The sequence below is a fragment of the Micromonospora sp. LA-10 genome, from assembly GCF_051853095.1.
Taxonomy (GTDB): Bacteria; Actinomycetota; Actinomycetes; order Mycobacteriales; family Micromonosporaceae; genus Micromonospora; species Micromonospora echinospora_A.
Genome location: NZ_CP195710.1, coordinates 5,707,839 through 5,730,875, shown reverse-complemented (window position 1 = coordinate 5,730,875; position 23,037 = coordinate 5,707,839). Strand labels below are relative to the sequence as shown.

The 23,037-nt window shown below is 72.0% G+C and carries 19 protein-coding genes; 5 read left to right on the top strand and 14 right to left on the bottom strand.

Annotation, left to right across the window (positions count from 1 at the left end; all coding sequences use genetic code 11):
• Positions 1 to 29: 29 nt before the first annotated feature.
• The 11 genes from ACSDG8_RS27020 to ACSDG8_RS26970 form a co-directional block, all read right to left on the bottom strand.
• The gene (locus ACSDG8_RS27020; protein ID WP_439427325.1) at positions 30 to 3,035 is read right to left on the bottom strand and encodes a M12 family metallo-peptidase; all 3,006 of its coding nucleotides are present in this window, start codon (positions 3,033 to 3,035) and stop codon (positions 30 to 32) included.
• Positions 3,032 to 3,721: a hypothetical protein gene (locus ACSDG8_RS27015; RefSeq protein ID WP_439427324.1), complete on the bottom strand. Its 690-nt coding sequence runs from the start codon at positions 3,719 to 3,721 to the stop codon at positions 3,032 to 3,034. Before ACSDG8_RS27015 ends, ACSDG8_RS27020 begins: the two co-directional genes overlap by 4 nt.
• Before the next feature lie 373 nt (positions 3,722 to 4,094).
• Positions 4,095 to 4,883, bottom strand: coding sequence for a LysE family transporter (locus ACSDG8_RS27010; RefSeq protein ID WP_439427323.1), 789 nt, complete (start codon positions 4,881 to 4,883; stop codon positions 4,095 to 4,097).
• 838 nt (positions 4,884 to 5,721) lie between these two features.
• Positions 5,722 to 6,189 carry a metal-sulfur cluster assembly factor gene (locus ACSDG8_RS27005; protein ID WP_439427322.1) on the bottom strand — a complete coding sequence of 156 codons (468 nt, stop codon included), beginning with the start codon at positions 6,187 to 6,189 and terminating at the stop codon, positions 5,722 to 5,724.
• Entirely contained in the window at positions 6,186 to 6,659 is a 474-nt protein-coding gene (gene sufU, locus ACSDG8_RS27000) for a Fe-S cluster assembly sulfur transfer protein SufU (protein WP_064445308.1), read from the bottom strand. Before sufU ends, ACSDG8_RS27005 begins: the two co-directional genes overlap by 4 nt.
• A complete protein-coding gene (locus ACSDG8_RS26995) occupies positions 6,659 to 7,963 on the bottom strand; it encodes a cysteine desulfurase (protein ID WP_439427321.1) in 1,305 nt (434 codons plus the stop codon). The genes sufU and ACSDG8_RS26995 overlap by 1 nt, the downstream gene beginning before the upstream one ends.
• 8 nt (positions 7,964 to 7,971) lie before the next feature.
• Positions 7,972 to 8,745 (bottom strand): Fe-S cluster assembly ATPase SufC, encoded by a 774-nt coding sequence (gene sufC, locus ACSDG8_RS26990; protein WP_210895048.1) that lies wholly within the window; start codon positions 8,743 to 8,745, stop codon positions 7,972 to 7,974.
• Positions 8,745 to 9,089, bottom strand: coding sequence for a non-heme iron oxygenase ferredoxin subunit (locus tag ACSDG8_RS26985; RefSeq protein ID WP_210895047.1), 345 nt, complete (start codon positions 9,087 to 9,089; stop codon positions 8,745 to 8,747). Before ACSDG8_RS26985 ends, sufC begins: the two co-directional genes overlap by 1 nt.
• Entirely contained in the window at positions 9,089 to 10,231 is a 1,143-nt protein-coding gene (sufD, locus tag ACSDG8_RS26980) for a Fe-S cluster assembly protein SufD (protein WP_210895046.1), read from the bottom strand. Before sufD ends, ACSDG8_RS26985 begins: the two co-directional genes overlap by 1 nt.
• A gap of 97 nt (positions 10,232 to 10,328) precedes the next feature.
• Positions 10,329 to 11,759 (bottom strand): Fe-S cluster assembly protein SufB, encoded by a 1,431-nt coding sequence (gene sufB, locus ACSDG8_RS26975; RefSeq protein WP_210895045.1) that lies wholly within the window; start codon positions 11,757 to 11,759, stop codon positions 10,329 to 10,331.
• Complete coding sequence (locus tag ACSDG8_RS26970) at positions 11,756 to 12,532, bottom strand: helix-turn-helix transcriptional regulator (RefSeq protein WP_210895044.1); 777 nt, start codon at positions 12,530 to 12,532, stop codon at positions 11,756 to 11,758. The genes sufB and ACSDG8_RS26970 overlap by 4 nt, the downstream gene beginning before the upstream one ends.
• 97 nt (positions 12,533 to 12,629) lie before the next feature.
• Here ACSDG8_RS26970 and ACSDG8_RS26965 point away from each other — a divergent pair, with 97 nt between their 5' ends.
• Together ACSDG8_RS26965 and ACSDG8_RS26960 are read left to right on the top strand one after the other, a co-directional pair.
• Positions 12,630 to 13,592, top strand: a complete 963-nt coding sequence (locus tag ACSDG8_RS26965; protein ID WP_210895043.1) for a COX15/CtaA family protein — start codon at positions 12,630 to 12,632, stop codon at positions 13,590 to 13,592.
• Positions 13,593 to 13,665: 73 nt separating this feature from the next.
• Positions 13,666 to 15,333: a right-handed parallel beta-helix repeat-containing protein gene (locus tag ACSDG8_RS26960; protein WP_210895042.1), complete on the top strand. Its 1,668-nt coding sequence runs from the start codon at positions 13,666 to 13,668 to the stop codon at positions 15,331 to 15,333.
• 22 nt (positions 15,334 to 15,355) lie between these two features.
• Here ACSDG8_RS26960 and ACSDG8_RS26955 read toward each other — a convergent pair whose 3' ends face one another.
• From ACSDG8_RS26955 to ACSDG8_RS26945, 3 genes are all read right to left on the bottom strand, one after another.
• On the bottom strand, positions 15,356 to 16,270 hold the full coding sequence (locus ACSDG8_RS26955; RefSeq protein ID WP_210895041.1) for an ATP-grasp domain-containing protein: 915 nt from the start codon (positions 16,268 to 16,270) through the stop codon (positions 15,356 to 15,358).
• Between the two features lie 10 nt (positions 16,271 to 16,280).
• Complete coding sequence (locus tag ACSDG8_RS26950; protein WP_210895040.1) at positions 16,281 to 16,613, bottom strand: hypothetical protein; 333 nt, start codon at positions 16,611 to 16,613, stop codon at positions 16,281 to 16,283.
• Positions 16,614 to 16,832: 219 nt separating this feature from the next.
• Entirely contained in the window at positions 16,833 to 17,792 is a 960-nt protein-coding gene (locus tag ACSDG8_RS26945) for a heme o synthase (RefSeq protein WP_210895039.1), read from the bottom strand.
• 263 nt (positions 17,793 to 18,055) lie between these two features.
• Between ACSDG8_RS26945 and tkt the strand changes: the two genes are divergently transcribed.
• The 3 genes from tkt (at position 18,056) to ACSDG8_RS26930 (ending at position 23,037) form a co-directional block, all read left to right on the top strand.
• Positions 18,056 to 20,194: a transketolase gene (tkt, locus tag ACSDG8_RS26940; protein WP_210895038.1), complete on the top strand. Its 2,139-nt coding sequence runs from the start codon at positions 18,056 to 18,058 to the stop codon at positions 20,192 to 20,194.
• 16 nt (positions 20,195 to 20,210) lie between these two features.
• Positions 20,211 to 21,389 (top strand): transaldolase, encoded by a 1,179-nt coding sequence (gene tal / locus ACSDG8_RS26935; protein WP_210895037.1) that lies wholly within the window; start codon positions 20,211 to 20,213, stop codon positions 21,387 to 21,389.
• A gap of 79 nt (positions 21,390 to 21,468) precedes the next feature.
• The gene (locus tag ACSDG8_RS26930; protein ID WP_210895146.1) at positions 21,469 to 23,037 is read left to right on the top strand and encodes a glucose-6-phosphate isomerase; all 1,569 of its coding nucleotides are present in this window, start codon (positions 21,469 to 21,471) and stop codon (positions 23,035 to 23,037) included.

The following is a 23,037-nucleotide window of genomic DNA, read 5'->3' as shown; positions in this document are numbered from 1 at the left end:
TCGGCGCCCTCCCGCGTCTACCGCGCGGATCAGTGGACGGTGAGGTTGCCGCCCTTCAGCGCGACCTCGGCGGTGCCGCCGCCCGTCCAGTCGGACGAGAAGAGCAGCGAGCCGCCCTTCCACAGCGTGACCCCGACGGTGTCGTTCCGACCCGGGGCACCCCGGTCGGTCACCGTCACGGCCAGGGTCAGTCCGGAGGCCACCAGCTTGCCCTTGCTGTCGTACAGGGCGGCCTGGTAGCGCACCTGGGCGGCCTTGCCCGCCGAGGTGACGCCGAGCGCGTCGACCGTGTCGGCCTTGATCGTGTACGCCTTTCCGCCGGAGCGGAACTCGACCTCGGCCTTGCCGGTGGCGGGCTTGTTCGCCTTGCCCGGCTTCGCGTTCAGCTCCACCTCGACGGTGGAGTTCACGTCGGCCGGGTAGGTGCCCGCCGAGCGGGTCGCGGTGAGGTGACCGCCACCGGTGAGGAACGCGCCGTCGGAGACGGCGACAGTCACCTGCGCGGTGGCGCTGCCCGTGTAGTTGCCGCCCACCGTCGCGGTGACGGTGTGCGTGCCCTTGGGCAGGGTGGCCTCGCATGCCGCGGACGCGCTCGTGGTGGCCGTGCCGAGCAGGGCCGGCACCGCGGTGCAGAGCGTCACGCCGTCCTTGGTGAAGGTGACGGTGGCGGTCCGGATGTCGCCCGCTGTGGTGTCCGTCGCGCCGGGCAGCACCGAGCTGTCCCGGACCACGGCCCGCAGCAGGGCCTTGCCGGAGGCGCCGCCGGTCGCGATGTTCACCAGCGTGTCACCGGCCCAGCTCACCGCCGCGTCCTCGGCGGTGACAGTGATCGTGAACGAGGTGGCGCCGGTCAGGCCGGCGCCGTCGGAGACGGTCACCGTGACCGGGTAGTCGCCCGGGGCCGCCGTGGTCGTGCCGGCGACCGTCCAGGTACGCGAGCCCGGCCGGGCGTCCGTCGCCGAGGTGCTCGTGACGGCCAGGGACAGGCCGGCGGGCAGCCCGGAGGCGGCAGCGGTCAGGTCCGCGCCGGCGGTGTCGCCGTCGGTGGCGGTGACCGTGACGGCGGGCGAGAGCGGGTCGCTGTACTGGACGCTCACCCCGTCCGGTGCGGTGCTGGTGACGACCGGGGCGGAGCGGATGGTGAAGTCGGCGTCGTTCACGTCGAAGAAGACGTTGCCGACGGCCTCGATCTTGATCCGGGCCTTCTCGGTCGCCACGTTCGGCAGCGTCACCGTCGCCGAGCCGGTGTTGGCGGTCTGCTCCGCCAGTACGTACGGGAAGGTCAGCCCGCCGTCGGCGGACAGCGAGATCTTCACCTGCGCGGCGTTCACCGGAGCCACGTCGGTGCCGGCCACGTCCCACGTCACGGTCTGGGCCGAGCCGCCGTCCAGGACGGCGGCGGCGCCCTGCGAGGTCACCAGGAACGGGCCCGCGTCCGGCGCCAGCACCACGGCGACGTCGGCGCTGCCGATGCCGCCGCCACCCAGCCGCCCGTCCCGGGCGGTGAGCTTGAAGTGCAGGGTACGGTCGCCCGCGATGCCGACCCAGTCGCGGGTGGGCAGGAACTCCGAGTAGCAGTCGACCAGCTCGGCCGGCACGTTCGAGGCGCCACCGGTCGCCGGCGGCGCCGGGGCCGCCGGGCAGGCGCCGGTGGCGGCGTTGGTGTTGCCGGCCAGGATCTGCCGCATGTCCGGGAACACCCGGGTCGAGTCGGTGGTGACCGCGTTCAGACCCGGCGAGTAGTACTTCAGCGTGTCCGTCGGCGACACGATCGCCGCCTCGCCGAACACCCGGAACAGCGGACCGTTGACCTTCGTGTTGTTCGTCAGCGCGGTGCCGGTCGTGGCGCCCCTGTCGTTCTGCTCCCACAGGTACGTGACAGTGTCGCCGTCCGCGTCGGTGGCGCCGCCGGTCAGCGCGAACGGCGTACGAACCGGAATGGTGACGGTGTCCGGAACGGTGACCACCGGGGCGTGGTTGGTGGTCTCCTCGACCAGCCAGCCGCCGTTGTCGATGGCGCCGCCCTTGGCCGTCTCGCCGACGAAGCCGGAGGCGCCGGAGACGTTCGTCAGCTCCAGCGACGCCACGTTGGTGGTGGCCAGCGTGCCGCCGAAGGTCACCTGGAAGCCGTTGTCGTTGAGGGTGCCGCTGCCGCCGAAGGCAGCCACGGTGACCGTCGCGCCGACCGGCCAGCCGGCGATGCCCTCGATGGCGGCCTTGATGCCGGCGGTGGTGTAGTTGACGCCCCGCACGATCGGCGCCGAGTCGTTGCCCGCGTAGCGGACGGTGAACGAGTCACCGTCGGCGTCGAACCCGTACAGCGAGACGTTCTGCACCTCGTTGATCGCCGGGCGGCTCGACGTGACGTAGTTGGTGATCTCGGTGTAGCTGCGGTGCGACCAGTACGGGTCGCTGTGCGGCTGGAGGTTGTCCTGCTGGCAGATCCCCGCGTACGCCATGATCGACGAACCGCTGCCCGGCTCGTACGAGTTGGCCGCGCTGCGGTTGCCGCCCGAGCAGTTGTACTGCGTGCCGTTGAACGTGTGGTTGCCGGCGAACTGGTGACCCATCTCGTGCGAGACGTAGTCGACCGCGTAGAAGTCGCCGACCGGTGTCGGCAGGCCGGTGCAGCCCTGCGCCTTGCCGTTGCCGCCGATCACGCCGAGGCTGGCCACGCCGCCGCCGTTGACGCCCAGGCCGATGTGGCCCACGTCGTAGTTGCTCGCGCCGACCAGCTGGCCGAGCACGATCCGGTTATGGCTGAGCGTGCCGCTGCCGCAGGAGGTGAGCTGCGCCGGCGTGAAGCAGGCCACCGCGCCGCACGGGCCGTTCGGCTCGGTGGCCAGGGCCGGCGTGTTCAGGTTGGTCTTGTCGGTGTCGTTGATCAGCACGAGCCGGATCGCGGTCTCGTCCTCGTAGATCTGGGTGACCCGGTTCATCAGCGTCACCTTCGCGGCGGTGACGTTCTCCGCGCCGAAGTAGGTGGCGTACGACGGGTCGGTCACCAGCGCCACCCGGTAGGTGCGCAGCTTCACCAGCGGCCCGGCCGGGACCTCCGCCGCGGCGATCTCCCGGCCAGCGCGTGCGCCTCCTGCGTGACGTCCTCACGCTCGACGAACTCGCCCTCCGGGTGCTCCAGGTCGCGGGCGAAGTAGCTCGCGTGCAGGCTCTGGTCGCCCTGGTAGTACGGGTCGATGTACCAGTTGCCCTTGGCCGACCGGACCGAGGCGTGGAACCCGAGCGGGGTGAGGTCCGCGCGGATGGTCGCGGCCGGGTCGTCCAGACCCTTGCCGGCGTACGTGGTGATCTCCGGGTGCTTCGCGGCCAGGCCGGCTTCCATGACCGGCGAGTCGACCAGCTCGAAGCGCTGGAACGTGCCGTCCGGAGCGGGCAGCGACACCACCTGCTTCGCCACCCGGGCCACCGCCACGCGCTTCTCGGCCGGCGCCTTGTCCAGCAGGCCCTTCATGGTGCCGCGGTCCAGCTTGTACGCGGCCAGCCGCTTGGCCTTGACGGCGGCCTTACGGCCCGCCTTGGTGGCCGCCGGCTTGCCGTCCACCTTCTGCCACGGTCCGTGGACGCCGGGTGCGGCGGATGCGGGCGCGGGCACCGCGAGAACGGGAAGCGTCGCCGCGGCCAGCGCCGCGACGAGGAGGGCAGCGGTCCGTCCGCGCCGGGCGGGTTGCCGGTCGCGCGGCGGACGCCACAGGGTGATCCTCAAGTCTTCTCCCTGCCGGGTCGAGTGTGGACCGATGCACGACCGGCGGGGATGACCGGAACGTACGTCGATGGTCCACGGATTGTTCCGTGACCCTAGGACCACTAGCGAGCCCGAACATCACCCGCAAAGACGATGCGATTCTGTCTGGACGGTGCTTCGGGTCGTCCCGGCTCACGGGATCCGCGCTTCGCCAGGCCGCGCCGGTCGGCCTGACGGCCGAGGACACCTGTGGTCGGACGCGGGACCGGAACAGCGCTTTCCGTCATCCGCAACTGCCGTTTCGGCCGATCCCCGGGTAACTGATCATGAACGGGCTCGCAATCGGGCCGACACATGGTCGTGTCCACGTCGGTCCCGGTTGTGTCCACGCCGGTCACACGTCTAGCGCTGTGGCGACCGCGAGGGCGGCGATGATGACGCTGGACAGCAGCGCGGTGACCCGCCGCCCGCGGGGCCCGGTGAGGGCCCGGCCGATCAGCGAGCCGCCCCCGGCGATCAGCAACTGCCAGCTGGCCGAGGCGAGGAACACCCCTGCCGTGAAGGCGGCCGCCCCGGCCGGGCCGGAGCCGAGCACGTCACCCCGGCCGAGGACGAGCGCCACAAAGTAGACCACCGTGGCCGGGTTGAGCAGGGTCAGCGCGAGAACCGCGGCGAACGCCCGCACCGGCGTGTCCAGCCCACCCCGCGGCGCAGTCGGGCGCGGGGTGGCCGCGCTCGCCCCATGCGTGCGACCGCCTTCCGCGCTCGGCTCCGGCGTCGGGGCGGGCGGGCGCGGCTCCGGCGTCCGGGCGAGTGGGGTCGGCTTCTGTATTGGGGCGGGCGGCGTCGGCTCCTGCACCGGGGCAGGCGGCGTCGGCTCCTGTGTCGGGGCGGGCGGGCGCAGCGCGCGCCAGGCGGTGAGGCAGGCGAGGGCGAGCAGCACCCCTGCGGCGACCAGCCGCAGTGGACCTGCGAACGGCGCGAGCCGACTCGCCACCGCGGCGCCGCCCAGCGCCGCGACGGCAGCGTAGAGACCGTCGGCGGTGGCCACGCCGAGCGCCGCCGCCGCACCGACCCGGAACGAGGTACGCGCGCTGAGCCCGAGGATGAGGATCGCGATCGCGCCGACCGGAATGGCGACGCCGTAGCCGGCGACCAGGCCGGCCAGGAACGCCCCGGTCACGACGACGGGAGGTGGGGCGAGGCGGCCGGCGGCAGGGCGCGCTGTCGACGCGCGGCGGTGGCCGCACGGACAGGAGCCTGCTTCGGGTACGCCTCGATCACCCGCTCATCCTGCGCCCACGCTCCCCCGCCCCGCGACCACTTTTCCCACGCCCCCGCGCCCGCCCCCACCCACGCCCGTTCCCGCTCCCGGGCCCGCGCTGGGCTGGGCTGGGCTGGGCTGGGCTGGGCTGGGCTGGGCTGGGCTGGGCTGGGCTGGGCTGGGCTGGGCTGGGCTGGGGATCTTGCACGGGGTCGCCCCGTGAGGGCGATTCCGTACCAAGATCTTGCCGTTCCGGGCACCGGTGCCGGTGCCGACGCTGCCAGACCCCTTGATCGACACCACTACCCCGATGTGGTGGCATCGGAGCCACTCTGACCACACCACTTCGGCGAAATGGTGTCGATCAAGCCGAACAGGCGGGCAGCTTCCCAGCATGAGGGAGCCGCATCTCGAAATGAGGAAGGCGGAGAAACCTTGGTACGAAACCGCCCCCACGAGGGCGATCTCGTACCAAGATCCCGCCACCGCGGGCACCGGCGCCCGCGGTGGCGCTGTCAGCCCACCTTGATCGACACCGTTACGCCGATGTGGCGGCATCGGAGCCACTCCGACCACACCACTTCGGCGTAACGGTGTCGATCAAGCCGAGCAGACGGAAGGTGTCCCGGCATGAGGGAAGCGGGGAGATCTTGGAAGGGAGTGGCCCTCGGAAGGGCCATACCGCCGGGGCAACAGACGCTGCGGGCGCGGCACCCCCTCAGGGGTGCCGCGCCCGTGGCGGTGACCGGGTGAACGGTCAGACGTTGAAGCCGAGCGAGCGGAGCTGGTCGCGCCCCTCGTCGGTGATCTTGTCGGGGCCCCACGGCGGCAGCCAGACCCAGTTGATCCGGATGTCGTTGACGAGGCCGCCGCCGGGACCGGTGGTCAGCGCCTGCCGCGCCTGGTCCTCGATGACGTCGGTCAGCGGGCAGGCCGCCGAGGTCAGCGTCATGTCCAAGGTGGCGATGTTGTCGTCGTCGACGTGGACGCCGTACACCAGGCCCAGGTCGACCACGTTGATGCCCAGCTCGGGGTCGACGACGTCCTTCATCGCCTCTTCGATGTCGCCGACCGCGGCCTTGCCGCCGGCCGGCACCGCCGCGCCCGCCGCCGCACCCGCGGCTGCGCCGTCGGCAACAGCCCCGTTGACGGCCGCGCCACCGGCAACCGTGCCGTCGGTCGCCACCGCGCCGGTCTCCGAGGTCATGTTGGTCTCGTCGCTCATGCCTTCACCTCCGGGCTCACGCCCACCCCGGCGCGTGCCGCGGCGTCCTTGAACGCCATCCACGACAACAGCGCGCACTTGACCCGGGCCGGGTAGCGCGCGACACCCGCGAACGCCACCCCGTCACCGAGCACGTCCTCGTCCGGCGTGACCTGGCCCCGCCCGGACATCAACTGCACGAACGCCTCGTGCACCACGGCGGCGTCGCTCGCGGCCCTGCCGCGCAGCAGCTCGTGCAGGATGCTCGCCGACGCCTGGCTGATCGAGCAGCCCATCCCGTCGTACGAGATGTCGGTGAACACCGTGCCGTCGGTCGCCACCCGCACGGTGATCTCGTCGCCGCAGGTCGGGTTGACGTGGTGCGCCTCGCCGACCCGGGCGGCCGGATCCGCCGCGTCCCGCAGGCCGCGGCCGTGCGGGTGCTTGTAGTGGTCCAGGATGATCTCCTGGTACAGAGACTCAAGCTGCATCACTCGAACACCTTCCGCACCTGCTCCAGACCCGCCACCAGGGCGTCGATCTCCGCGGTGGTGGTGTAGAGGTAGAACGACGCCCGCGTGGTGGCCGGCACCCCGAACCGGGTGCACACCGGCTTGGCGCAGTGGTGTCCCACCCGCACCTGCACGCCGAGCGAGTCGAGCACCTGCCCGACGTCGTGCGGGTGCACGTCACCGAGCGCGAACGAGATCGTCCCGCCCCGGCCCACCGGCACGGTCGGGCCGAAGATCCGCAGGCCCGGCACGGTGGCGAGAGCGTCCAGCGCGTACGCGGTCAGCTCCTTCTCGTGCCACTGGATGGCCGGCATGCCGATCGCGGTGAGGTAGTCCACCGCCGCGCCGAGCGCGACCGCCTCGGCGATCGGCGGGGTGCCCGCCTCGAACCGGGCCGGCGGCGCGGCGAACGTCGAGCGCGCCATGGTCACCGTCTCGATCATCGAGCCGCCGCCCATCACCGGGGGCATCGCGGCGAGCAGCTCGCCCCGGCCCCAGAGCACGCCGATGCCGGTCGGGCCGCACATCTTGTGCCCGGTGAAGACGATGAAGTCGGCGTCGTAGTCGACCACGTCCATCGGCAGGTGCGGCACCGACTGCGAGCAGTCGAGCAGCAGCAGCGCGCCGACCTCACGTACCCGCGCGGTGATCCGCGAGGTGGCGTTGACGGTGCCGAGGATGTTCGACATGTGCACCAGCGAGACGATCTTCGTCCGCTCGGTGACCAGGTCGTCCAGGCCGGACTCGTCGAGCCGGCCCTGGTCGGTGACCGGGAACCAGCGCAGCGTCGCGCCGGTGCGCTCCGCGAGCAGCTGCCACGGGACGATGTTCGAGTGGTGCTCCATCTCGGAGATCACGATCTCGTCGCCGGGGCCCAGCCGGAACCGCGGGTCGCCGTCCGCGCGCAGCGAGGCGTTGGAGAACGCGTACGCCACGAGGTTGATCGCCTCGGTGGAGTTCTTGGTGAACACCACCTCGTCGACGCTCGGCGCGTTGATGAAGGCGGCGATCTTCGCCCGCGCGCCCTCGTACGCCTCGGTGGCCTCGGTGCCCAGCGTGTGCACCGAGCGCGACACGTTGGCGTTGTGCAGCGCGTAGTGCTCGGCGAGCACGTCGAGCACCTGCCGCGGCTTGTGCGAGGTGTTGGCGCTGTCCAGGTAGACCAGCGGGTGGCCGTTGACCTCCCGGTCGAGGATCGGGAAGTCGGCCCGCACCTTCGCCACGTCGAAGCGCGGCACGTCGTCGTACTGCGGCATGCCCGCCGGGATGGCCATCGAGGTCATGTCGAGTCTCAGGCCCGCGCCGCGCCGGCTCCGGCGGCGTACCGCTCGTAGCCCTCTTCCTCAAGCTTGTCGGCCAGTTCCCGGCCGCCCTGCTCGACGATCCGGCCGGCCACGAAGACGTGCACGAAGTCGGGCTTGATGTAGCGCAGGATGCGCGTGTAGTGGGTGATCAGCAGCAGGCCGGTGTCACCGGTGTCGCGCACCCGGTTCACGCCCTCGCTGACCACGCGCAGCGCGTCCACGTCCAGGCCGGAGTCGGTCTCGTCGAGGATGGCGATCTTCGGCTTGATCAGCTCCAGCTGCACGATCTCGTGCCGCTTCTTCTCGCCGCCGGAGAAGCCCTCGTTGACGTTGCGCTGGGCGAACGCCGGGTCCATCTGGAGCTTCTCCATGGCGCCGCGCAGCTCGCCGGCCCAGGTGCGCAGCTTCGGCGCCTCGCCGTCGATGGCGGTCTTGGCGGTACGCAGGAAGTTGGCCACCGACACGCCGGGGACCTCGACCGGGTACTGCATGGCCAGGAAGAGGCCGGCGCGGGCCCGCTCGTCGACGGACATGGACAGCACGTCCTCGCCGTCGAGGGTCACCTCGCCGCCGGTGATCTCGTACTTCGGGTGACCGGCGATCGAGTACGCCAGCGTCGACTTGCCGGAGCCGTTCGGGCCCATGATCGCGTGGGTCTCGCCGGAGCGCACGGTCAGGTCGACCCCGTGCAGGATCGGCTTGAGCTCACCCTCGGGCAGCTTGACCGACACCTTCAGGTCGCGGATCTCCAGGGTGCTCATCAGCGGGTCACTCCATTGCTCGGCAGCGGACGGCCGTCGCCGTCCACGGAAAGGTAGATGTCGCCGTCACGGACTTCGACGGAATAGACGGGTACGGGTTCGGTAGCGGGCAGCCCGGTCGGCTCACCGGTACGCAGGTCGAAACGGGATCCGTGCAGCCAGCATTCCAGCGTGCAGCCCTCGACCTCGCCCTCGGACAGCGCCACGGCGGCGTGCGAGCACTCGTCGTGCACGGCGTAGAACACGTCGTCCCCGCCGTGCACGATCGCGACCTGCACACCGTCCACGTCGGCGCTGATCACGGTGCCCTTCGGCACGTCCTCGGTGGAGCAGATCCTGAGCATCAGGCGCCGGCCTTGGTGAGCCGGGCCTCGATCGCGTCGCCCAGGCGCTCGCGCAGCTCCTCGACCGGGATCTTGTTGATCAGCTCGGCGAAGAAGCCGCGCACCACCAGGCGCCGCGCCTCGGCCTCCGGGATGCCCCGGGCCATCAGGTAGAACAGCTGCTCGTCGTCGAACCGGCCGGTCGCGCTGGCGTGCCCGGCGCCGGCGATCTCGCCGGTCTCGATCTCCAGGTTGGGTACGGAGTCGGCCCGCGCGCCGTCGGTGAGCAGCAGGTTCCGGTTGATCTCGTACGTGTCGGTGCCGGTGGCCTCGGCGCGGATCAGCACGTCGCCGACCCAGACCGTGTGCGCGTCGTCGCCCTGCAGCGCGCCGCGGTAGCCGACGTTGCTGCGGCAGTCCGGCACTGTGTGGTCGACCAGCTGCCGGTGCTCCAGGTGCTGGCCGGAGTCGGCGAAGTAGACGCCGTACAGTTCGGCCTCGCCGCCGCGCTGGGTGTACTCCACCGACGTGTACTGCCGGACCAGGTCGCCGCCGAGGCTGACCTGCACGTGCACGATCCGGGCGTCGCGGCCCAGCCGCACCTTGAGGTGCTGCGCCTGCACCGCGTCGTCGGCCCAGTCGGCGACGGTGACCAGGGTCAGCTTCGCCCCGTCACCCACCGACACCTCGACGTTGTCGGCGAGCGTGGCCGAGCCGACGTGCTCGACCACGACGGTGGCCTCGGCGAACCGCTCCACGTCGACGAACGTGTGGCCGAACGCGAGCGCGTCGGCGTTCTCGCCGACCACCCGCAGGCGCACCGGCTGCTCCACGACCGCGTCGCGGGCGATCCGCACCAGCAGCGCGCCGTCGGCCCCGCCGTACGCGAGCGCGCTGACCCGGTCGAACGGGGTGAGCACGCTGCCCACCCGGGGGTCGTCCCTGCCGATCCGGTCGACGGTGACGCCCTCAGGCAGGTCGCCGTACTCGTGCCGGACGGCGCCGGTCGCGCCCTGCGCCGCCGCGGCCAGGCCGCGCAGGCGCTTGAGCGGGGTGAAGCGCCACTCCTCCTCCAGGCCGGTCAGGGCCGGGAAGTCGGCGACGTCGTACGAGCGGAGCGCCTGCGACTTGGTCGTGGGCGGTGCGGAAGCCTGGGTAGTCATCTCTTCCTTGGTCTGTTCTGCGACGAGGTGTCATTAACCGGAGGGCGGGTCAGGGCCCCCGCGGCCCGGCCTGACTGGTCCGGGCTCGCGGTCAGGCTCAGCCGACGGCGCCCTCCATCTGCAGCTCGATCAGGCGGTTGAGCTCCAGCGCGTACTCCATCGGAAGCTCCTTGGCGATCGGCTCGATGAAGCCGCGCACGATCATCGCCATCGCCTCGTCCTCGCTCAGGCCCCGGCTCATCAGGTAGAAGAGCTGGTCCTCGCTGACCTTGGAGACGGTCGCCTCGTGCCCCATCGACACGTCGTCCTCACGGATGTCGACGTACGGGTAGGTGTCGGAGCGGGAGATCGTGTCGACCAGCAGCGCGTCGCACTTGACGGTGCTCTTGCTGCTGGTCGAGCCCTCCAGCACCTGCACCAGACCGCGGTACGAGGTGCGGCCGCCGCCACGGGCGATCGACTTCGACACGATGGTCGAGGAGGTGTGCGGCGCGGCGTGCACCATCTTGGCGCCGGCGTCCTGGTGCTGGCCCTCACCGGCCATGGCGACCGAGAGCACCTCGCCCTTGGCGTGCTCGCCGGTCATGTAGACCGCCGGGTACTTCATGGTGACCTTGGAGCCGATGTTGCCGTCGACCCACTCCATGGTCGCGCCCTCGTGGCACACGGCGCGCTTGGTGACCAGGTTGTAGACGTTGTTCGACCAGTTCTGGATGGTCGTGTAGCGGCACCGGGCGTTCTTCTTGACGATGATCTCCACGACCGCGCTGTGCAGCGAGTCGGAGGAGTAGATGGGCGCGGTGCAGCCCTCGACGTAGTGCACGTACGCGCCCTCGTCGACGATGATCAGCGTCCGCTCGAACTGGCCCATGTTCTCCGTGTTGATCCGGAAGTAGGCCTGCAGCGGGATGTCCACGTGCACGCCCTTCGGCACGTAGATGAACGAGCCACCGGACCAGACGGAGGTGTTCAGCGCGGCGAACTTGTTGTCGCCGACCGGGATGACCGTGCCGAAGTACTCCTTGAACAGGTCCTCGTGCTCCTTGAGCGCGGTGTCCGTGTCCAGGAAGAGGACGCCCTGCTCCTCCAGGTCCTCACGGATCTGGTGGTAGACCACCTCGGACTCGTACTGCGCCGCGACACCGGCGACCAGGCGCTGCTTCTCCGCCTCCGGGATGCCGAGCTTGTCGTAGGTGTTCTTGATGTCCTCGGGCAGCTCCTCCCAGGAGGTGGCCTGCTTCTCCGTGGACCGCACGAAGTACTTGATGTTGTCGAAGTCGATCCCGGTGAGGTCGGCGCCCCAGTTCGGCATCGGCTTGCGGCCGAACAGCCGCAGGCCCTTGAGCCGCAGGTCGAGCATCCAGGCCGGCTCGTTCTTCTTGGCCGAGATGTCCCGCACCACCGCCTCGCTGAGGCCGCGCTGAGCGGACGCCCCGGCGACGTCGGGGTCGGCCCAGCCGTACTCGTAGCGACCGAGGGCGGCGAGCTGCTCCTCCTGGGTCAGGGGCTGAACGATCTGCTCGGTCATTTATCTGTCCTCACAGTGGTGACGGTGGAACCGGACTGGGCGGGAATGTGCGTGGTGCACACGCCGTCGCCGTGCGCGATGGTGGCCAGGCGCTGTACGTGGGTGCCGACCAGACGGGAGATGACCTCGGTCTCGGCCTCGCACAGCTGAGGGAACTCGGCGGCCACGTGCGCCACCGGGCAGTGGTGCTGGCAGAGCTGGCCGCCGGAGGCGATCGTGGACGCGTTGGCAGCGTAACCCTCGGCGGTGAGCGCCCCGGCGAGCGCCTCGGCCCGCGCGAGCGGCGCGTCTCCCGCGTCCTCCATGGCCGCCCGGCAGCGGGTCTCCAGCGCGGAGACCTGCTCGGCCGCGAACGCCGCGACCGCCTCGGCGCCGCCGGTGCGGGCGATCCACCGCAGCGCGGCGGTGGCCATGTTGTCGTAGTGGTGGGTGCCGCAGCGACCGCGGGCCGCCTCGGTGAGCGCGAAGACCTTGGCCGGCCGGCCCCGCCCCCGGCTGCCGCGCACGACCTGGTCGCGGGCGACCACGTCGCCGTCGGCGAGCATGGCGTCGAGGTGCCGGCGGATCGCGGCCGGGCTGAGGCCGAGCGCCGAGCCGAGCTGCGCCGCGGTGGTCGCGCCGCGCTCCAGCAGGAGCTGGGTGACCCGGTCGCGGGTCGACAGGTCGGCCGGAGCGGACTCCCGCTCGACGGGCCGGACCCCACGACGCGACCGCGAACCGTCGGTGACCGCACTGGTCACCGACGCCCGGGACAGCGCCGCCGCGTTTTTCACAACGGCAACGTTACGTAATTCGTCCGGGGCCCGCAAACCCGGGTCCGGTGATTCCGACCACCGGGGTGGCGGAGTCACCCGATCGGGATCAACTACGGTGCGTAGGATTCGCTCCGTGAAGCGTTCCGTCCGGTTCCCGGTCTCGTCCACGCTGCTGCGCCGCCTCGCGCTCGCCTCGATCATCGCGAACGTCGCGATCGTGGTCACCGGCGGGGCCGTCCGGCTCACCGCGTCCGGCCTCGGCTGCCCCACCTGGCCCCGGTGCACCGACGACTCCTACACCACGACCGCCGAGATGGGCGTGCACGGGGTGATCGAGTTCGGCAACCGGCTGCTCACCTTCGCGGTGGGGATCATCGCACTCGCCGTCGTGCTGGCCGTGCTGGCCCACCGCCCCCGCCGGCGCGGGCTGCTCCCGCTGGCCGTCGGCGTGCTGTTCGGCATCCCGGCCCAGGCGGTCGTCGGCGGCATCACCGTGCTGACCAACCTCAACCCGTGGGTGGTCGGGCTGCACTTCCTCGCCTCCATGGCGGTCATCGCCGCCGCGTACGCGCTGTGGCGGCGCATCAAGGAGCCGGACGGGCCGGTGACCCCGACAGTGCCGGCGCCGCTGCGTACCCTCGCCTGGATCACCACGGCGGTGAGCGCGTCGGTGCTGGTGGTCGGCACCTGGGTGACCGGCAGCGGCCCGCACGCCGGCGACCACGGCGCGGCCCGCAACGGCCTGGACCCGGCAGCGATCTCGCAGGTGCACGCCGACGGCGTCTTCCTGCTGATCGGCCTGTCGGTGGCGCTGTACTTCGCGTTCCGGGCGGTCGGCGCGGCGCGCGCGGCGCGGGCCGCCGCGGTGCTGATCGCGGTCGAGCTGGGCCAGGGCGTGATCGGCTTCGTGCAGTACTTCACCCACCTGCCCGGCGTGCTCGTCGGCGCGCACATGCTCGGCTCCTGCCTGGTGCTGCTGGCCACGCTCGGCGTCCTGCACGCGACCCGGGAGCGGCTGCCGGCCGTTCCGCCGGCCCCGGCCGAGCCGGTCGCCGAGCCGGTGGGCGCCGGCGCCTGAGCGGCGCGTTATCGCACGACGGGAACGGGAAAGCGGTCCGGGCCACGGACCGCACGCCCGAGGGGAGTTCCCGGTGCCGCGCAAGAGCCTCGCCACCACCACGCCGCAACGGCTGACGCCGGTCGCCGGCGCGCCGCTGTGGTGCGACGCCCACGAGCACGGCCTCACCGGCGACGGGGTGACGAACGATCAGCCGGCCCTGGCGGCGCTGGTGGACCGGCTCGGCGCCGGGTACGACGCCGACGGCCGGGCCCGGGTGATCTACTGCCCGCCGGGCCTCTACTCGATCCGCGACGCCGGCACCGTCTGGCGCAGCGGCGTCTCGCTGCTCGGCGCCGGGCCGGCCGCCACCCGGTTCCTGCTCAGCAACGAGGGCAACCGCAGCGAACCGGTCCCGCTGGCGTACTGGACCACCGTGCAGCACGGCGCCGACCGGGACCGGCACATCGCCGACTGCACGTTCGCCGACTTCGAGATCGACGGCTCCGGGGTCGCCCAGACCGCCTACGACTACCTGGCCAAGGGGCTGGGCCTGCAGTACGTGGTGCGCGGCGTGTTCCGCAACCTCTACATCCACCACACCGGCGCGACCGGCCTGGGCTGCGACTTCCTCCAGGACGGCCTGATCGACGGGGTGGTCGCGGTGGGGTGCGGCCGGCTGGACAACGGCGACCAGATGGGCGGCGCCGGGATCGGCATCGGCATCGGCGGCTGGGGCGACGTGGAGCGCCTCACCATCGCCAACTGCACCACCATCGGCAACGGCACCAACGGCATCTTCCTGGAGTTGCAGAAGGACTACTGGACCCCGCCGCGCGGCATCCGGATCATCGGCTGCCACAGCCAGGCCAACCGGTTCGGCATCTCCGACTGGGGCGCGGACGGGCTGATCGTGTCCGGCTGCACCATGACCAACAACCTGGAGGCCGGCTTCGACGTGTCGGGCAACGGCACCGCCGGGGTGGCCGGGCGCGGCGGCCTGCTCACCGGCTGCGTGATCGACTCGAACGTCGGCGACGGGATCAGCATGGGCAACACCCCCGGCCCGTACACGGTGCAGGGCAACCGGATCAGCCGCAACGGCGGTTTCGGCTACCACGAGCACGACCTGGGCCACGGCTACCGGGGCGCGGCGGCCGACGTGGTGATCCAGGACAACGACATCCGGGAGAACGCGCTGGACGGCATCCGGATCGACCGGCCGATGCTCGACACGTCGATCGTCGGGAACCGGATCCGGGACAACGGCTGCCGCTCCGCCCCGGCCCACCGGGGTTCGGGCGAGGCGGTGCGCTACGGCCCGCGCGAGGTCACCGACGGCAACGCGGACTGGCCGGACGGCGGGCACCGGGGCAAGGTGGTCCGGGTCGGCTCACGGGACGCCGTGGTGTCCGACAACAGCGCCACCCGGCTCTCCCTGGCCGAGGTACGCCCGGACGGCTCCACCGGCTGGAGCGCGGCCACGCCGGGGCCCGGCACGGCGTACGAGCTGCCGGACTCTCCGCCGGCCTGCGGCGGCATCACCATCGCCGCGCCGTTCGACTCGGCCACCGTGCGCGGCAACCGGATCTGGCACCGGGACGCCGACACCCAGGCGTACGGAATCTGGGTCACCGAGGCGGGCAGTTGCGTCTCGTGCGCGTTCGAGGACAACGACCTGGCCGGCACCGCTGCGGCGCTGCGGCTGGACACGCCGCCGATCGGTGGCCGCTGGGCGCGCAACCACAGCGACCGCGACTGAGCGTCGTGCGCTCGCCTCGGGCTCAGCGGCGGGGCAGGTGGGCGAGCACCGCGTCGGCGAGCCGGTCCGGCGCGCCGTCGGCGTACCCGACGAACAGGCTCGGCTCGGTCAGCTCCAGCTCGACCAGCACCGGCGCGCCGTCCGGGCCGGGGATCAGGTCGACCCGGGCGTAGAGCAGCCGCTCCGGGCCGCCCGGCACGGTCGCCAGCACCTTCTCGGCAACCTCGCGCTGCTGCGCCGTGGCGGTGCGCGGGTCGATCCGCTCCTCCTTGTAGAGCGCGGCCTCGCCCAGGTCCGGCCCGGTCAGCATCGGACCCTTGCGGATCGCGTGGCTGAACGCCAGGCCGCCGGGGCCGGCCAGGAACAGCAGCGCGGTCTCCCCGGCGGTGTCCACCGCCTCCAGGTACGGCTGGACCATGGTGAGCCGCCCGGCGTCGGAGAGCCGCCGGACGTGGGCCACCGCCAGCTCGCGGTGCTCCGGGTCGGTCAGGTCGTAGCGGCCGGTGTCCTGGCTGCCGGCGCTGACCGCCGGCTTGATCACGTGCTCGCCCCCGGCGGGTGGCGTCCACGCCTGCCCCGGCTCGACCCACACCGTCTCGACGGTGGGCACTCCGGCGGCGGAGAGCTCGGACAGGTAGCGCTTGTCGGTGTTCCAGGCGACCACGTCGGCCGGGTTGGCCAGGGCCGGCACGGTACGCGCCCAGGCCACGAACTCGTCGCGCCGCCGCGCGTAGTCCCACGGCGAGCGGAGCACGACCAGGTCGTACCCGGCCCAGTCGACGGCCGGGTCGTCCCAGACCGCGATCTCGGCGGTGACCCCGCGGGCGGCGAGCGGGGCGAGCGCGAGCCGGTCGTCCGGGTCGAGGTCGGGCAGCTCGGCGCAGGTGACGAAAGCGACCCGGGGTTTCCCCCGGGTCGACTGGTGGTGGTTGGTCATTCGGTCTATGTCAACGGGCCATGGTGCGCCGGGCCATCGACCGCCACAGGTCGTTGCTCGGACGCATCTGGTCCATCAGTTCACGCTCCCAGGCGTTCTCGACGTCGACCCCGGCCTTGGCGCATGCCTGCCGCGCCACGTCGGTGCCGTCGGCGAACTGGTCCGCCCACACCCCGTCGGAACCCACGAGGACGATCCGTGCGCCGCGCTTGCCGACGTACTCGATGACCGCCTTCGCGCCGCCGTGTCCGGCGGCGAACGACTTGATGCCCGCGACCAGGCCCTGGGGGGCCTGCTCGGCGGTCTTGTCAGCCGTCAGCGTCGTATCGGAACCTTCTGCCATGACGCGAAGCCTAAGCAGACTTCCACTCGGATGTGCGAGAACCATGAACTGAATGTGATGCCAATTACCCGTCGGTTTAAGAAGAACCACAGGTGATTCGCCCGTACATGTCCCTTAAATCTGGGCAAAGCAGGCAGGCGAGATCGTCACAATCTGTCCAGGTTGGCCCGCTCCGCGAAAGCCCGAAAAAAATTTCTGATGAACCGCCGGACGGGCGGGTCAGAGCAGGGCGTCGAGCGCGACGGCCGCGAAGAGGATCGTGAGGTACGTGGTGGACCAGTGGAACAGGCGCATCGGCTTGACCGCCTCGCCACGCGTGGCCCGCCGGCACAGCTTGTGCGCCTCGACGAGGAAGATCCCGCCGACCACGAGCGCTGTCACCCCGTAGATCGGGCTCATCCCGAGCGGCCAGACCGCCAGCGAGGAGAGCACCGTGAGCCAGGAGAACCCGATGATCTCGGCGTTGACCCGCCGCACCGAGGCCACCACCGGCAGCATCGGCACGCCGGCGCGCGCGTAGTCGGCCTTGTACTTGATGGCCAGCGCGTAGAAGTGCGGCATCTGCCAGAAGAAGACCACAGCGAACAGGCCCCAGGCGGCCGGCGCCAGCGAGCCGGTCACAGCGGCCCAGCCGATCAGCACCGGCGCGGCGCCGCAGATGCCGCCCCAGAACGTGTTGGCGGCCGTGGTCCGCTTCAGCCACAGCGTGTAGACCAGGTCGTAGTAGGCGATCGCGGCGAGCGTCAGCACCGTCGCCAGCCAGTTGGTGGTCGCCGCCATCAGCGCCACCGAGACGGCCGCCAGCACCAGGCCGAAGATCAGCGCGCTGCGCGGCGACACGGTGTGCGTGGGCAGCGGGCGGCGCTTGGTGCGCCGCATGAGCTGGTCGATGTCGCGGTCGATGTAGCAGTTGATGACGCTCGCCGCGCCCGCCGCGAGCGACCCGCCGACGAGCACCACGGCGACCAGCCACAGCGACGGCATCCCGCCGTGCGCCAGCATCATCGCCGGCACGGTGGTGACCAGCAGCAGCTCGACGATCCGCGGCTTGGTCAGCGCCACGTACGCCGCCACCACGGCGCGTACGTCCCGCCGGCCGCTCGCCGGCACCTCCGCCACAGTGCCCACCGGCGGCTGCCCGGCAGGGTTGCTGACGGGGCGCTCGGTGATCATGCTCACGGATTGCCACCTTCCGGCATCGGCGGGGGAGGTCGTTCGGCCCGGACCCTTCGAGGCCCACACACCGCCCCACACACTACGCGGCGTCGTTTTGGCTGCCCCGTGGACCCGGCAACGGTGCGAGCCGTCACACCTGCGGTTGAACGACGGAACGTTCGCGATCCGTACAGAACAGCATGCTGAGATCCCCGGGCGGACGTTTAGCACCGCTCGATAGGGTCATCAGTGAGGGTTCCGCCCATCTGCCGAGGAGCACAACCATCGTGGCTGCCAACCGACCCGAGCTTCCCGCTCTCAACTGGTCCGACCTCGACCGCAGGGCCGTCGACACGGTCCGCGTGCTGGCCATGGACGCCGTGGAGAAATCCGGCAACGGCCACCCGGGGACGGCGATGAGCCTCGCCCCCGCGGCGTACCTGCTCTTCAACCGGGTCATGCGGCACAATCCCGCCGACCCGAACTGGGCTGGCCGCGACCGGTTCGTGCTCTCCGCCGGCCACTCCAGCCTGACGCTCTACATTCAACTCTTCCTGTCCGGCTACCCGCTCGCGCTGGACGACCTCAAGGCGCTGCGCCAGTGGGGCTCGCTCACCCCGGGTCACCCGGAGCACGGCCACACCCCGGGCGTGGAGACCACCACCGGTCCCCTCGGCCAGGGCCTCGGCAACGCGGTCGGCATGGCCATGGCGGCCCGCCGCGAGCGCGGCCTGTTCGACCCCGAGCCGGACCGCGCCGACTCGCCCTTCCGGCACGACATCTGGTGCATCGCCTCCGACGGCGACATCGAGGAGGGCATCACCCACGAGGCCAGCGCGCTCGCCGGTCACCAGCAGCTCGGCAACCTCTGCGTGATCTACGACGACAACGAGATCTCGATCGAGGACGACACCCGCATCGCCAAGAGCGAGGACGTCGCGGCCCGCTACGAGGCGTACGGCTGGCACGTACAGACCGTCGACTGGCGCAGCGGCGACGCCGACCAGGGCGACTACCACGAGGACGTGGAGGCGCTGTACCAGGCGTTGCTGGCCGCCAAGGCGGAGACCGACCGGCCGTCGTTCGTCGCGCTGCGCACGATCATCGGCTGGCCCGCCCCGAACAAGCAGAACACCGGCAAGATCCACGGGTCGGCGCTCGGCGCGGACGAGGTCAAGGCCACCAAGGAGATCCTCGGCTTCGACCCGCAGCGCACCTTCGAGATCGACGAGGAGGTGCTCAAGCACGCCCGTCAGGTGCTGGAGCGCGGCGCGCAGGCGCAGGCGGAGTGGACCACCCGGTTCGACGCCTGGGCGCAGGCCAACCCGGAGCGCAAGGCGCTGTGGGACCGGATGTCCACCCGTACCCTGCCGACCGGCTGGACCGACGCGCTGCCCACCTTCGACGCGGACGCCAAGGGCGTCGCCACCCGGGCCGCCTCCGGCAAGATCCTGGAGGCCCTCGCGCCGGTGCTGCCCGAGCTGTGGGGCGGCTCGGCCGACCTGGCCGAGAGCAACAACACCACCATGAAGGGCGAGCGGTCGTTCGTCCCGGCGGCGCACGCCACCAAGGACTTCCCCGGTGACGAGTACGGCCGCACGCTGCACTTCGGCATCCGCGAGCACGCCATGGGCTCGATCCTCAACGGCATCGCCCTGCACGGCGGCACCCGCCCGTACGGCGGCACCTTCCTGGTGTTCAGCGACTACATGCGCCCGGCGGTGCGGCTGGCCGCGCTGATGAAGCTGCCGGTTACCTACGTCTGGACGCACGACTCGATCGGCCTCGGCGAGGACGGCCCGACCCACCAGCCGATCGAGCACCTGACCGCGCTGCGGGCCATCCCCGGCCTGGACGTGGTCCGCCCGGCCGACGCCAACGAGACGGTCTGGGCGTGGCGGCAGGCGCTGGAGCACACCGACCGGCCGACCGCGCTGGCGCTCAGCCGCCAGGCGCTGCCCACGTTCGACCGCACCGACCTGGCCGGCGCCGAGGGCGTCGCGAAGGGCGGGTACGTGCTGGCCGAGGCGTCCGGCGGCAAGCCGCAGGTGATCCTGATCGGCACCGGCTCGGAGATGCAGCTCTGCCTCACCGCGCGGGAGCGGCTGGAGGCCGACGGCACCCCCACCCGGGTCGTCTCGATGCCCTGCCAGGAGTGGTTCTTCGCGCAGGACGAGGCGTACCGGGAGTCGGTGCTGCCTCGCGGGGTAAAGGCACGGGTGAGCGTGGAGGCGGGCATCGCGATGTCCTGGCGGGCGATCGTCGGCGACAGCGGCGAGTGCGTGAGCATCGAGCACTACGGCGCCAGCGCGCCGCACACCGTGCTGTTCGAGCAGTTCGGGTTCACCCCCGACCGGATCGTGGGCGCCGCGCACGCGGCGCTGACCCGGGTGGGCGACATCACCGGTTTCACGACCGGCAACTGAGGGGAGCGTGGACGGCATGACGGACAGGCTGAAGGAACTCCAGGGCGCCGGGGTGGCGATCTGGCTCGACGATCTTTCCCGGGTACGGCTGAGTTCCGGCGGGCTGGACAAGCTGCGCCGGGAGAGCCACGTAGCGGGGGTGACCACCAACCCGACGATCTTCGCCAAGGCGCTGAGCGACGCCGACGAGTACGACTGGCAGCTTCGTGACCTCGCCGTACGTGGTGTGGACGTCGAGGAGGCGGTCCGCATGCTCACCACGTACGACGTGCGGTGGGCCTGCGACGTGATGCGCCCCTCGTACGAGGCCAGCGCCGGCGTGGACGGCCGGGTGTCGATCGAGGTGGACCCGCGCTCGGCGCACGACGCGGCGAAGACCGTCGCCGAGGCCAAGGCGCTGTGGTGGCTGGTCGACCGGCCGAACCTGTTCATCAAGATCCCGGCCACCGAGGAGGGCCTGCCCGCGATCACCGCGACGCTCGCCGAGGGGATCAGCGTCAACGTCACGCTGATCTTCGGCCTGGACCGGTACTCGCAGGTGATGGACGCCTTCCTGGCGGGCCTGGAGCAGGCGCAGGCCAACGGGCACGACCTGTCGAAGATCGGCTCGGTCGCCTCGTTCTTCGTCTCCCGGGTCGACAGCGAGGTGGACAAGCGGCTGGAGAAGATCGGCTCCGACCAGGCCAAGGCGCTGCGCGGCAAGGCCGCTGTCGCCAACGCCCGGCTGGCGTACGAGCGCTACGGCGAGGTCTTCTCCTCGGCGCGCTGGCAAAAGCTGGCCGACGCGGGCGCCCACCCGCAGCGCCCGCTGTGGGCCTCCACGTCGACGAAGAACCCGGACTACCGGGACGTCATCTACGTCGAGGAGCTGATCGCGCCCGGCACCGTCAACACCATGCCGGAACCGGTCATCCACGCGTACGCCGAGCACGGCGAGACCAAGCCGGACACCGTCACCGTGGCGTACGACGACGCCCGCAAGGTCTTCGCGGACCTCCAGTCGGTGGGCGTCGACCTCTCCGACGTCATCGCCACGCTGGAGCGTGAGGGCGTGGAGAAGTTCGAGGCGAGCTGGGTGGAGCTGCTGGAGGGGGTCAAGAAGTCCCTCGCCGAGGCGGCCAAGGGTTCGGGCAGCCCGCACCGGGCCGCCGGGGAGAACGCGCAGGCGGCCCAGCAGGCCGGCGGCAACGCGTGACCGACGGCGTCCGACGCGTCCCGGGGCCGGGCCCCGGGACGCGTCGCGCCGTACCGTGTGACGGGTGAGAGGCGACACCATGAGTGACCTGCTGGCCGGGCGGGCGGACATGGCCGCCGGCCTGGCCGTGCGCGGCGCCGACGCGGTCGGCGCGTCGGCGCGGGCCACGCTCGTCTCCCACGACGTCCCGGCCCGGCTCGCGGCGGCGGACCCCACCCTCTGGGGGCCCGCCGCCGAGACGGCGGCGCTCACCCGGCTGGGCTGGCTGCACGCCCACCGGCGCAGCCGGGACCTGCTCCCCCAGCTCGCCGAACTGGCCGCCGAGCTGGACGACCTGGACCATGTGGTGCTGGCCGGTGACCGCGGCGACACGCTCGCCGCCGAGGTGCTGGCCGAATGCCTCGGCCGGCCGGTGACGGTGCTCGGCACCGCCGATCCGGGGCCGGCGCGGGCCGCGCTCGCCGACCGTCCGGCGCGTACCCTCCTGGTGCTCGCCGCCCGGCACGGCCTGGACCGGACCACCGACGCCCACCTGCGGGCCTACCGGCAGGCGTGGGCGGACGAGGGCCCGGATGCCGCCCGGCACGTCGTGGTGGTCACCGAACCCGGCACGGAACTCGCGGCGCGCGCTGACGAGCTGGGCGCTGTGGTGCTCCCGGCCGAGCCGGGCGTGGCCGGGCCGTGGGCCGCGCTCACCGCGTTCGGCCTGGTCCCGGCGGCGCTGGCCGGCGCGCCGGTCGCCGAGGTGCTGGACGAGGCGGAGGCGCTCACCGCCGCGCTCGACCGGGACCGGGACAATCCGGGCCTCGCGCTCGGCGCGGCCCTGGGCGCGGCGCCCGGCGCGGGCCGGGACACGGTCGCGCTGGTCCCCGACGGCACCGGACTCGACGGCCTGGGCCGCTGGGCGGGCGCGCTGCTCGCCGACGCGACCGGCGGGCGGCTCCTGCCGCTGGTCGCGGAGTCCCCGGACTCCCCCGGCGCCACCGGGCCGGGCGTGCTCACAGTCGGTCTCGGCGGCGCCCTCGGCGCCGGCGTCGGCCCGGGCGTGGCCGCCGACGTCGCGGTCAACGGGCCGCTCGGCGCGCATCTGCTCACCTGGACCTACGCCGCCGCGACCGCCGCGGTGACGCTGCGGGCCGACCCGTTCGCGTCGCCCGCCGCCGCGGTGGCGGACCACGAGCCGGACAGCGGGCCGCCGTCGTCGGTCGAGGACACGATCGAGGTGTACGCCCCGAACGGCGCGCCGGCCGACCTGGCCGGCGCGCTGCGCTGGCTGCTCGACGGGCTGGGCGAACGGGAGCACCTCGTGGTCACCGCGTACCTCGACCCGCGCGCCGACGCGGCGGTGGCCGGGCTGCGCCCGCTGCTGGCACGGCACACCGGACGGCCGGTCACCTTCGCCTGGGGACCGCGCCGGCCGGAGCACACCGACACCCGCGGCCGGCACCTCCAGATCACCGGTGCGGTCACCGATGATCTGGAAGTGCCCGGCCGTCCGTACACCTTCGCGCAGCTCCAGGCGGCCCAGGCCGCCGGTGACCGGCAGGCCCTGGCCGGCCGGGAACGACCGGTGCTGCGACTGCACCTGACCAAGCGGGCGGCTGGCGCCGCCCAGCTGCTGGATACGGCCGGACGGACACGCACGTGA